Source organism: Mycolicibacterium austroafricanum, from assembly GCF_902705885.1.
GTDB lineage: Bacteria > Actinomycetota > Actinomycetes > Mycobacteriales > Mycobacteriaceae > Mycobacterium > Mycobacterium vanbaalenii_A.
The window spans coordinates 1-11769 of record NZ_CACSIP010000032.1 but is presented as its reverse complement, the minus strand read 5'-3'; the positions used below and the strand labels follow the sequence as shown (position 1 = coordinate 11769).

Sequence of the window (11769 nt, the reverse complement as noted above, 5' to 3'; positions counted from 1 at the left end):
CCAACTGCGCCGAAATCGCCGGGGTCAGTGACCGAGGCGGCCGCGGCCCAGCCGCAGCAGCAGCATCGCCAGGTTCTTGCCCTCGACACCGAGCACGCTGTAGCGCTCGATGACCTTCATCTCGCGGCTGTGCACCAGGCGGGTGCCCCCGGAGGCCATGCGCGCCTTGCCGATCAGCTGAGACACTTCGGTGCGGCGCTTGACGGCCTCGAGGATCGTCGCGTCCAGGCGGTCGATCTCCTGACGCAGCTCGTCGATCTCGGAGGCGCCGGGCGTCGCAGAGGCGTCAGCCGTGTCCGAAGTTTCCATCGTCGTCATGTCTTGGTTCTCCGATTTCTCGTTGTGTGGACCTGGTCTCATCCGGTTTCGGGCCTCACACAAGAGACGAGCCCCGGATCCGGAAGCGGACCGCGGGGCTGGAGGAAGCAGCTAGACCACGGGCACCGCTGGCCGGTACCCGTAAAAAAATCGCCACTGCGCAGTTAGCACTCAACGAGTGTGCCACTACCGGCCGTGCCAGCGCAAAGGTGTCCCCGGGCAGCGGTAGGTTTGAACGCATATGACCGCCTTATCCGCCACCAGCGATATCGATCAGCAGCACCTGTTGGAAGGGCTCAACCCACAGCAGCGCCAGGCCGTGCTGCACGAGGGCTCCCCGCTGCTGATCGTGGCCGGAGCGGGGTCCGGAAAAACCGCGGTCCTGACCCGTCGGATCGCCTATCTGCTGGCCGCCCGTGACGTCGGCGTCGGCCAGGTGCTGGCCATCACGTTCACCAACAAGGCCGCCGCCGAGATGCGCGAGCGGATCGTCGGGCTGATCGGCCCGCGGGCCCGCAGCATGTGGGTGTCGACATTCCACTCGACCTGTGTCCGGATCCTGCGCAACCAGGCGTCGCTGCTGCCCGGCCTCAACTCGAACTTCTCCATCTACGATGCCGACGACTCCCGGCGCCTGCTGCTGATGATCGGCAAGGACATGGGTCTGGACACCAAGCGGCACTCACCGCGGTTGCTGGCCAACGGCATCTCCAACCTCAAGAACGAACTGATCGGACCCGAGCAGGCGGCCGCCGAGGCATCAGAGGCGGCAGACGACCTGGCGCGCGTCATCGCCGAGGTCTACGGGGAGTACCAGCGCAGGCTGCGTGCGGCCAACGCGCTGGACTTCGATGACCTGATCGGTGAGACAGTCGCTGTGCTGCAGGCTTTTCCGCAGATCGCCCAGTACTACCGCCGGCGGTTCCGGCACATCCTGGTCGACGAGTACCAGGACACCAACCACGCCCAGTACATGCTGGTGCGCGAGCTCGTGGGGGTGGCAGCCCCGGACACCGATCAGGTACCTCTTGCCGAACTCTGCGTGGTCGGTGACGCCGACCAGTCCATCTATGCGTTCCGCGGCGCCACGATCCGCAACATCGAAGACTTCGAACGCGATTTCCCGAACGCCACGACGATTCTGCTGGAACAGAACTACCGCTCCACCCAGACCATCCTGAACGCCGCGAACTCGGTGATCGCACGCAACACCGGGCGACGCGAGAAGCGGCTGTGGACCGACGCCGGCGAGGGTGAGCTGATCGTCGGTTTCGTCGCCGACAACGAGCACGACGAGGCGAGATTCGTCGCCCAGGAGATCGATGCGCTGTCGGACTCCGTGCCGGGCTTCTCCTATAACGACGTGGCCGTCTTCTACCGCACCAACAACTCCTCGCGCGCCATCGAGGAGGTCTTCATCCGTGCCGGGATCCCGTACAAAGTCGTTGGGGGAGTGCGCTTCTACGAGCGCAAAGAGATCCGGGACATCGTCGCCTACCTGCGGGTGCTGGACAACCCCGGGGACGCGGTGAGCATGCGTCGCATCCTGAACACCCCGCGCCGCGGCATCGGGGATCGCGCCGAGGCGTGCGTGGCGGTGCACGCCGAGAGCACCGGCGCCAATTTCAACGACGCGTTGCTCGCCGCCGCCGAAGGCCGGGTCCCGATGCTCAACACCCGTTCGGAGAAGGCGATCGCCGGGTTCGTCGCGCTGCTCGACGAACTGCGGGGCAAGCTCGACGACGAACTCGGCGACCTGGTGGAGGCCGTGCTCGACCGCACCGGCTACCGCGCCGAGCTCGAGGCCTCGAGCGATCCCCAGGACCTCGCGCGGTTGGACAACCTCAACGAATTGGTCAGCGTCGCACACGAATTCAGTATCGACCTGGCCAACGCGAAGGTCCTGGCCGAGACCGAACCGGAGGACGAGGACGTTCCCGACACCGGCGTGCTCGCCGCGTTTTTGGAACGGGTGTCGCTGGTCGCGGACGCGGACGACATTCCCGAACAGGGGTCGGGTGTGGTCACGATGATGACGTTGCATACCGCCAAGGGCCTGGAGTTCCCGGTGGTCTTTGTCACCGGCTGGGAAGACGGCATGTTCCCGCACATGCGGGCCCTGGGTGACCCGGGCGAGCTGTCCGAGGAACGCCGGCTGGCCTACGTCGGTATCACCCGCGCCCGGCAGCGCCTCTACCTCAGCCGGGCCAAGGTGCGCTCGTCATGGGGTCAGCCGATGCTCAACCCGGAATCGCGTTTCCTGCGGGAGATTCCGCAGGAGCTGATCGACTGGCGTCGTACCGAGCAGACTTCGAAGTTCTCGGCACCGGTCGGCAACGCGGGGCGGTACGGCACCCCGCGTCCGTCGCCGGCCCGCTCGTCGGCGGGCAAGCGTCCGCTGATCGTGCTGGAACCCGGTGATCGGGTCACCCACGACAAGTACGGTCTCGGCCGGGTCGAGGAGGTGTCCGGTGCGGGCGAGTCGGCCATGTCGTTGATCGACTTCGGTAGCGCCGGACGGGTGAAGCTCATGCATAACCACGCGCCGATCGCCAAGCTGTAGGACAGTTTCGCCGCGTCAACCCGTACGGCCCCAGCGGGCGGTGTCGGGAAGAAGGGCCAGCCCGATCGACGCCAGCGGCAGCAGCGGCATGGCGTAGACCAGCCCGGGTAGCTTGGCGCCCGCGATGAACAGGCTCGTGAAGATCAACATCGCGACCACCGACCCGACCACGATCAGGAGCCGTCCGACCCGCTGACGCAGCAGCAGTGCGATCACCCCGCCGATCGTGGCGGCTGCGGAGATCGCCGCCAGGAACCCGACGGCGATGCAGAACAGCAGGTCGGTGCCCCACCAGCCGGTGATCAGGTCGGTGGCGATCACCGCGGTCGCCCACCCGGAAACGATGCTGACGACGGCGGTCGCGATCGCCGGCTTCGGGTCGGCCGCAGGCGTCCGGGACGGGCCTACTGCGACGGGTTTCGCGCGCGAGCTGTAGTCGACGTCCGAGGTGGGGATCTCGCCGGTCGGGTGGCGGCGGATGATGCTGGTCGGCGGATCGGCGGACGCCGACAGCGGCTGGGACGGATTGCTCAGCGGGGCGCGACGGATGATCCGGGTGTCGTCGGTGTCGGTGTCGCGCGAAGAGGTTGGTTCAGGGTCTACGCCGTGTTGGTCTACGTCGTGGGGATCGCTGGCCACTCAGCCAACGTAGCCGCCGGGGGTCAGTCCCCGCTTGGACAGCCATCCGACCGGGTCGATCCTGTCGGTGCCGTTGACCATGACCTCGAAATGCAGGTGCGGACCGGTCGAGTTGCCCCGGTTGCCCATCGTGGCGATCTGATCGCCGGCCATGACCCGCTCACCCACGCTGACCGACCAGGTGTTGATGTGGCCGTAGAGCGTCACCGTGCCGTCGGAGTGCTTGAGCTTGACGTAGGCGCCGTATCCGGCGGTCGGACCGGCCGCGATGACCACACCGTCGGCGGCAGCCATGATGGGCGTTCCGATCGAGTTGGCGATATCGATGCCGCCGTGCAGCACGCCCCAGCGGTAGCCGAAGCCGGACGTCCACACGCCACGGGTCGGCATCGCGAACTGCGGGCGCACCAGCCGGGCTTCGCGTTCGGCGCGCTCCTGGGCGAATGCCGCAGCCTTGGTGATCTCCTCGGCATGGACGGCCGAGTTGGCTGCCGGGGTGACGGTGACGACCTGCATGCCGTCCACGGATCCCGTGATGACCGTGCCGCCGCCCGTCGGCGTCGGATCGGCGGCGAGGACTGTTTCCGCGGGAGCCTTCGGCGTGCCGCTGGTCACGGTGTAGGCGCCCGCGGCGGTGGCTCCGACGGCCATGGCGGCGACCATCAGGCGGCCCTTGACGGGTACTTCGGGCTTGCGGTGCATGCCGCCGGTGCGGCCGCGCATGTCGATGACGTCGGTGGCCGCGGCGCCGTCGCTGACATCGGTATGGCTGTCGCGGTACGCCCGGGAGGGTGCCCGGCTCCCGTCACGCGGGGTGCGGAACTGCGTCGGCACCTCGAGGCGCAGCGGCGTCAGGTCGTCGGTGTCGTGCAGATCGTCGAGCTCAGGGGCGCGGATGACGCGCGCCTCACGGTCGAACGCGGCGTGGGGCAGCAGGTCCAGATCATCGAGGTCGCCGATCTCACCGAACTCGTTGAACGGGATGATGTCGGTGACTTCGGTTGCCTTTGGCGCTGCGACGGCGAGCCGACTGCCGGTTCTCGCGGTGCGCGCATTCGCCGAAAATCCCGCAGAGGGTCGAGGCGAACGATGCTGGGGCAAGCTGAAACGTCCTGTCCTGATGATCGGAGTCGTCGTGATCGGACCGTTACCGAGACCACAGGGACGTTAACCAAATTCCAATCAAAGTGGCAACCCGAGCGCGTGTTCCGCCGGAGATTGTGACTTGAATCACGACTCGCCGGCGGTGAGATCCACCACATGAGCGGCAGGCGGTGACAACGCTCTGCGCTCGTGTCGATAAAGTTCCCCCGAGCCCGGCGGGACAAACAACTTCGTAAATGTTCGGCGGGCGGGCGAGTCGAGCGACTGCAGACAACAACAACAGACAGACAGAGGTGTTTCGGAGTCCATGGATCTCTTCGAGTACCAGGCGAAGGAACTGTTCGCCAAGCACAACGTCCCCACCACCCCGGGCCGGGTCACCGACTCCGCCGAGGGTGCGAAGGCCATCGCCGAGGAGATCGGCAAGCCGGTCATGGTGAAGGCCCAGGTCAAGGTCGGGGGCCGCGGCAAGGCCGGTGGCGTCAAGTACGCCGCGACACCCGATGACGCCTTCACTCACGCCCAGAACATCCTCGGCCTGGACATCAAGGGCCACGTGGTGAAGAAGTTGCTGGTCGCCGAGGCCAGTGACATCGCCGAGGAGTACTACATCTCCTTCCTGCTCGATCGCGCCAACCGCACCTACCTGGCGATGTGCTCGGTGGAGGGCGGTGTGGAGATCGAGGAGGTCGCCGCGACCAAGCCCGACCGGCTCGCCAGGGTGCCCGTCGACGCCGTCAAGGGTGTCGACGAGGCGTTTGCGCGCGAGATCGCCGAGAAGGGCCACCTGCCTGCCGAGGTGCTCGACGCCGCCGCGGTGACCATCGCCAAGCTGTGGGAGGTCTTCGTCGGCGAGGACGCCACGCTGGTTGAGGTCAACCCGCTGGTGCGCACGCCCTCCCGCGGTGATGGGGATCCAGGGCAGATCCTGGCCCTGGACGGCAAGGTCACCCTCGACGCCAACGCCGATTTCCGCCAGCCCGGCCACGAGGAGTTCGAGGACAAGGACGCCACCGACCCGCTGGAGCTCAAGGCCAAGGAGAACGACCTCAACTACGTCAAGCTCGACGGTGCCGTCGGCATCATCGGCAACGGCGCGGGCCTGGTCATGTCGACTCTGGACGTCGTCGCCTATGCCGGTGAGAAGCACGGTGGCGTCAAGCCCGCCAACTTCCTCGACATCGGTGGCGGGGCCTCGGCCGAGGTGATGGCCAACGGGCTCGACGTCATCCTCGGCGACAGCCAGGTCAAGAGCGTGTTCGTCAACGTGTTCGGCGGCATCACCGCCTGCGACGCGGTGGCCAACGGCATCGTCAACGCTTTGAAGATCCTCGGCGACGAGGCCAACAAGCCGCTGGTGGTGCGACTGGACGGCAACAACGTCGAAGAAGGCCGTCGCATCCTGGCCGAGGCCAACCATCCGCTGGTCATCCAGGCCGACACCATGGACTCCGGCGCCGACAAGGCCGCCGAGCTGGCGAACAAGTAAGGGACACTTCTTATGTCGATCTTTCTGAACAAGGACTCCAAGGTCATCGTCCAGGGCATCACCGGCGGCGAGGGCACCAAGCACACCAAGCTGATGCTCAAGGCCGGCACCCAGATCGTCGGCGGCGTAAACGCCCGCAAGGCGGGCACGACGGTCACCCACCAGGACAAAGAGGGTAAGGACGTCGAGCTCCCGGTGTTCGGCACTGTTGCCGAGGCGATGAAGGAGACCGGCGCCGATGTGTCGATCGCCTTTGTGCCGCCGGCATTCTCCAAGGACGCCATCATCGAGGCCATCGACGCCGAGATCCCGCTGCTCGTGGTCATCACCGAGGGCATCCCGGTGCAGGACACCGCCTATGTGTGGGCCTACAACCTGGAGAAAGGGCAGAAGACCCGGATCATCGGGCCGAACTGCCCGGGCATCATCACCCCCGGCGAGTCGCTGGTCGGCATCACGCCGAACAACATCACCGGCAAGGGCCCGATCGGCCTGGTGTCCAAGTCGGGCACGCTGACCTACCAGATGATGTACGAATTGCGTGATCTCGGCTTCTCGACCGCCATCGGCATCGGCGGCGACCCGGTCATCGGCACCACCCACATCGACGCCATCGAGGCCTTCGAGAAGGATCCGGAGACCAAGGTCATCGTCATGATCGGTGAGATCGGTGGTGACGCCGAGGAGCGCGCGGCCGACTACATCAAGGCCAATGTCTCCAAGCCGGTCGTCGGTTACGTCGCAGGCTTCACCGCGCCGGAGGGCAAGACGATGGGCCACGCCGGCGCCATCGTGTCCGGGTCTTCGGGCACCGCCGCCGCGAAGAAGGAGGCGCTGGAGGCCGCGGGCGTCAAGGTCGGCAAGACGCCGTCGGAGACGGCCAACCTCGCCCGGGAGATCCTGAACTAAGTGCCGCGAGCGCGCGCGTTTGTGCGGTGACACGCCGTCGCAGACGTACAAATGCGCGCGCTCGTCGCGTGGTTCAGCCGCCGCGGTAGCGCAGGTAGTCGCGCAGCAGCGGTTCGGTGAGGTCGTACCAGGAGGTCCGGCGGTCGGCGTCTGTCTTCGACGAGGTCACCCAGTGGTCGGCGGCCAGGCGTCCGAGTGCGGCCGAGGCGGACTGGTTCGAAACCCCAACGGCGTCAGCGAGATCGGACACCGTGCGGGGGCCCGGACTTCGGGCAAGCTCGACGACGAGACGTTGCTCCCCGGCCGGCAGCTGCCACAGCCGCTGCTGGTAGTGGGGAGCCAGCCGGTCAAGCAGTGCCTCGATTGCCGGGATGAGCGCGTCGAGGCGGCCCACGTCCACGCATTCGGACAGCACATGCCACATCCGTGGTGTGCCTCCGGCCAGCCGGTGGATGGCGGTGATCCGGTCACGACCCGTTGCCGACCCCAGGAACGCGACGAGATCGTTGTCACCGCGGCGCTGCGCCGCCTGGGTCACCAGGGTCGCGACGTCGTCGATGCCGAGGTCCGGGATCATCTCGACCATGAACGAGCCATACCAGGGATAGTCCCGCGACGAGATGCCGGCGAAGAGTGCCGGCGCTGTGGCGAAAATCATGATCGCCGTTGACGTCTCGACCCACGCCCGCAGGCTGCCCTGTCCGGCGGTGCCGATGCCGTCGAAGACGCGGTCGAGATTCTCGATCGTGAGCAGGATCGTCCGGCCCGCGGCCTCGTCGATCACGGCGGCCTCGATGCCGACCGGGTCCCTGTCGCGCCGCAGGGCCCCGGCCCGCTCACCGAGTTCCGAGCTGATGGCACGGGCGATTTCGACCAACAGGTCGGTGTAGGACGCGATTGCCAGCGAGTCTTCGGCAATGCGCACGGGTAGAACACTTCTCGACGTCGACGGGGTGGAAAGCGCCCGGTGCAGCGCGATCTGCAGGATGTGGGTCTTGCCCGCACCGCGCGGACCGACCAACAGGGTGTGCGGCCGCGAGCCGTCCCGGGCGGACGAGCTGATCCGGTTCGTCAGCGTCTCCAGCAGATTCGAGCGCCCGACGGTCAGCGCGTCGAGTTCGTCGGGGGGCACTGCGGAAGGCGTGAACAGGGGGATACTCACCGGCGCATCGCTTTCCACGCCCGCTGCAACAGTGGTGAGGAGAAGCCGTCGGCGTTTCCCGCGCGGGCCAGGTAGTGATCGAGCGTCAGCCGTTCGATGAAGGACACCAGGTGAGTCCTGTCGGTGATCGGGCTTCCCTCAGCGCGCAGCCGCATCAAGACGGTATCCACATCCAACGGTCCGTCGGCGTGCGCGTAGATGTCGAGCACGCCGGCTATCGCGTGCGCGTCGGCACCGTAGTAGTGCGGCAGACGGTCCCGATAGTGCCGTAGATCCCAAGGGTCATAGGGGTTTTTGATAGCTTCCACGACCATCCGGTCGATCAGCTCCGGATGGGCCGCGACCTGGCTGTCCTGCCAGGACTTCCGGGCCGCGGCCACCAGGTGCTGGATGTAGTAGGGCACGTTCTCGGCGGCCGATGCGATCGCCGCTGCGACGGCATGCTGATCGGTGGTCGGGACGCCAGTGCCCAGCAGCAGGCATTCGGCGAGGTAGGTCGCGTGGTCGGTTCTGATCGGCCCCACGGCGATCTTCGGTATGTCGTTGACGGTGCTGGGTGCGTCGTCGGACACGTGATGGAATCCGATCGATCCCGACAGCACCGTGGCGACCTCGCCCGGGTGGTCCTGGCGGACCCGGCGGAGCAGGTGCAGGAACGTGTCTCCCGATCCGGGTTGCGCGCGTTCCAGATTGCGGGCGAGCACGCTCACCTCGTCGATGAACAATGCCAGGGTGCGCCCCCGAGCTCGGCGGATCGCACGGTCGAGCAACTCGTCCAGTGTCGCGGCGGCGTGGCTGTCGCGTTCGAGACGCACGGGTCCGGCGGTGAGCGTCAACCTGATCTTGGCGAGTTCCTTGGCCCAGGCCGGATCGAGTCGGGCCAGTTCGGCGATCAGAGCGGACACGAACTCGGCATAGGTCTCCCGTTCGGCGCTGACCGCGAGGACGGCGACGCCCTGTTGGTGTGCCAGTCGTTGCACAAGCCGGGACAGCGAGGTCTTGCCGTGCCTGCGGTCGCCGACGAGGACGGCACCCGAGTGCGGTAGTGAGGCGAGCACCTCGGTGGATTCCCGGACGCGTCCGACGACATCCTCGGTGGGCACGATGCCGCCGACGACCAGGGACATCGGGCGTGGTTGCCAGTTCACGGGACAATAATACGTCGAAGTAGACGTACATCAATGTAGATGTACGTCTACGACGTCGTACATTGCGCCGGTTGGCGAAAATATAACGTGTTCTATTAGCCTTTCGAAGTAATTGAGAGGACGACAGCATGGCAATTGATCCACGGACGCCGGTCATCGTCGGGGTCGGGCAGTTCACCGAGCGATTGGATGACCCCGACTACCACGGCATGTCAGCCGTCGACCTGGCGACGGCAGCGGCGCGAGCTGCGCTGGCCGACACCGGTGTGGACCAAGCCAGGCTGGCCGAGGCTGTGGACACCGTTTTCGGGCTGCGGCAGTTCGAGATCTCCGGGCCGATGCCCGCGACGCTGGGAAAGTCGAACAACTACCCGCGATCGGTGATGAGGCGGCTCGGCGGGGACCCTGCTCGCGTGGTCCTGGAACCGGTCGGCGGCCAGAGTCCGCAGAAGCTCGTCATCGAGGCCGGCGACACGATCGTAGCGGGCGACGCCGACGTCGTCATGATCATGGGTTCCGAGCCGGGATCGACCGCGAAGTACTTCGCGAGCCGGGACGACAAACCCGACTTCACCGAGAACGTCGACGGCCAGCTCGAGGACCGGGGCCACCAGATCTTCAGCTACATCGACGAATACACCGTGCAGCACGGGCTCACCGGCGCCCCGGTCCAGTACGGACTGCTGGACAACGCCCGCAGGTCACGACTGGGCCTGAGCGTCCATGAGTACCGGCACCAGATGGCCGAATTGTTCGCGCCGATGTCGAAAGTCGCTGCAAAGAACCCCTTCTCGTTCTCGCCGGTGGAGCGTTCGGTGGAGGAGGTCGAGACGGTCACCGACGAGAACCGGATGATCTGCGACCCCTATCCCCGGCTACTGGTCGCGCGTGACACCGTCAACCAGGGCGCGGCCGCGGTGATCATGTCGATCGAGGCCGCGCGCCGCCTCGGGGTGCCCGAAGAGAAATGGGTGTACCTGCACGGGCACTCCAACCTCATCGAGCAGGCCCTGATGGTGCGGGCCGATCTCGGGGCCGCTCCGGCCTCGGTGCTGGCCGCCCACGAGGCGTTGCGGGTAGCGGGAATCGGTGTCGACGACATCGCCACCTTCGACCTCTACAGTTGTTTCCCGTTCCCGGTATTCGTGATCTGCGAGGCACTGGGACTGGCGGCCGACGATCCGCGGGGCCTCACGCTCACCGGTGGTCTTCCGTATTTCGGTGGTCCCGGAAACAGCTACTCGCTGCACGCGATCGCCGAGACCGTCTGTCAGATGCGGGACAAGCCCGGGCAGTTCGGCTTCGTCGGCGCAAACGGCGGCATCCAGAGCAAGTACGCGGTCGGCATCTACTCGACCGAGCCGGTACCGTGGCGCACCTCGCGCAGCGCGGAGTTGACGGCGCAGGTCGCCGAGCTGCCGAAAGTGCCCGTCGTCAAGACGCCCGAGGGCGCCGCGAGGATCGAGACCTACTCGGTGCGCTACGACTGGCCGGTGCGCACCGGCATCATCGTCGGCCGACTCGATTCCGACGGCTCGCGGTTGATGGCGACCACCGAAGACGCCGACCTGGTGTCGCTGATGACCGAGGGCGACCCGCTGGGCGCAGAGATCGTCGTCAGCACAACCGACAACGGCAATCGCGCGGTGCTGCGTTAGAACAGGTCCGTCGCCGTGGGGGTGAGCACGAACCCGTGATCGCCGACCCGGCAGGCGGTCATACCGTGGTCGTCGACACCGCACTCGATGGCCTGGTGCACGATCTTGTGCATCGGGGGTAGCTGTCGGATTCCACTGGCTGCCACGGAGGCCGGGTCCAGCGGTGGGTACGACGGTTCCACGACCGCCGGCTCATCGGTGGCGACGCGGACCAGCCACGTGCCCGGCCCCAGGTCGGGGCGGGGCCCCTCGCACGACAGGGTCAGCCGCGCCGGATCGCCCAGCGAATTCATCGTGTTGTGGCTGCACAACTGGCCGTCCGGGGTGGTGAAGTCGAAGCCGATGAAGCGGGGGTAACTCTGACTGTAGGTCTGCGTGTCGACGGTCGGGTAGGCCGACAGGTCGGGAAATCCTGCCGGCGGGGTGGCCGTCGCCTGCGCGCAACCTGCTGTCAGCGCCAGCGCCGCCACGCCGAAGGCGAGTTGGGCGCGCCCCATCGAGAACCTCATCATCACCTGGAGTATCGCGCTCCCGGTCGGTGATCGTTACCGGTTCTGTCAGCAGCGGAGGCCGTAGCCGTCGAGTTTGGTGGCGAGGCGTTCGACGTAGGCGGCGATGTCGGGTTCGGGTTTGTCGGGTAGGCCGAAGAGGACTTCGGTGACGCCGAGGTCTTTCCATCGGTGCAGTTTGTCGGGGTCGGGTTTGAAGTCCAGGGCCACGATCTGTGGGGCGCCGTCGCGGTCGGCGGCGGCCCAGGTGTCCTGTAGGAGTTTGACGGG

At 66.6% G+C, this 11769-nt stretch carries 10 protein-coding genes and 1 pseudogene; 4 read left to right on the top strand and 7 right to left on the bottom strand.

The annotated features are described in order from the left end of the window. Positions 1-24: 24 nt before the first annotated feature. On the bottom strand, positions 25-360 hold the full coding sequence (locus BEMPMBAN_RS20200; RefSeq protein WP_159233035.1) for a chorismate mutase: 336 nt from the start codon (positions 358-360) through the stop codon (positions 25-27). A gap of 199 nt (positions 361-559) precedes the next feature. Between BEMPMBAN_RS20200 and pcrA the strand changes: the two genes are divergently transcribed. Beyond that, a complete protein-coding gene (gene pcrA, locus BEMPMBAN_RS20195) occupies positions 560-2881 on the top strand; it encodes a DNA helicase PcrA (protein WP_159233034.1) in 2322 nt (773 codons plus the stop codon). A gap of 15 nt (positions 2882-2896) precedes the next feature. Here pcrA and BEMPMBAN_RS20190 read toward each other — a convergent pair whose 3' ends face one another. Further along, entirely contained in the window at positions 2897-3520 is a 624-nt protein-coding gene (locus BEMPMBAN_RS20190) for a hypothetical protein (protein WP_234897600.1), read from the bottom strand. Further along, positions 3521-4621: a M23 family metallopeptidase gene (locus BEMPMBAN_RS20185; protein ID WP_159233033.1), complete on the bottom strand. Its 1101-nt coding sequence runs from the start codon at positions 4619-4621 to the stop codon at positions 3521-3523. A gap of 310 nt (positions 4622-4931) precedes the next feature. Between BEMPMBAN_RS20185 and sucC the strand changes: the two genes are divergently transcribed. Together sucC and sucD are read left to right on the top strand one after the other, a co-directional pair. After that, the gene (gene sucC / locus BEMPMBAN_RS20180; RefSeq protein WP_159233032.1) at positions 4932-6113 is read left to right on the top strand and encodes an ADP-forming succinate--CoA ligase subunit beta; all 1182 of its coding nucleotides are present in this window, start codon (positions 4932-4934) and stop codon (positions 6111-6113) included. Between the two features lie 12 nt (positions 6114-6125). After that, the gene (gene sucD, locus BEMPMBAN_RS20175) at positions 6126-7022 is read left to right on the top strand and encodes a succinate--CoA ligase subunit alpha (protein WP_159233031.1); all 897 of its coding nucleotides are present in this window, start codon (positions 6126-6128) and stop codon (positions 7020-7022) included. Positions 7023-7095: 73 nt separating this feature from the next. Here sucD and BEMPMBAN_RS20170 read toward each other — a convergent pair whose 3' ends face one another. Continuing rightward, entirely contained in the window at positions 7096-8184 is a 1089-nt protein-coding gene (locus tag BEMPMBAN_RS20170) for an AAA family ATPase (protein ID WP_234897599.1), read from the bottom strand. Further along, positions 8181-9311, bottom strand: a complete 1131-nt coding sequence (locus tag BEMPMBAN_RS20165) for an ATP-binding protein (RefSeq protein ID WP_159233080.1) — start codon at positions 9309-9311, stop codon at positions 8181-8183. Before BEMPMBAN_RS20165 ends, BEMPMBAN_RS20170 begins: the two co-directional genes overlap by 4 nt. A gap of 149 nt (positions 9312-9460) precedes the next feature. On the opposite strand from BEMPMBAN_RS20165, the gene BEMPMBAN_RS20160 reads away from it, so the two are divergent. Continuing rightward, on the top strand, positions 9461-10990 hold the full coding sequence (locus BEMPMBAN_RS20160; protein ID WP_159233029.1) for an acetyl-CoA acetyltransferase: 1530 nt from the start codon (positions 9461-9463) through the stop codon (positions 10988-10990). Here the strand turns inward: BEMPMBAN_RS20160 and BEMPMBAN_RS20155 are convergent. Together BEMPMBAN_RS20155 and BEMPMBAN_RS20150 are read right to left on the bottom strand one after the other, a co-directional pair. Beyond that, positions 10987-11502, bottom strand: coding sequence for a hypothetical protein (locus tag BEMPMBAN_RS20155; protein ID WP_234897598.1), 516 nt, complete (start codon positions 11500-11502; stop codon positions 10987-10989). The genes BEMPMBAN_RS20160 and BEMPMBAN_RS20155 overlap by 4 nt on opposite strands. A gap of 45 nt (positions 11503-11547) precedes the next feature. Next, positions 11548-11769: pseudogene (locus BEMPMBAN_RS20150) on the bottom strand (LLM class F420-dependent oxidoreductase); the annotation flags it as partial.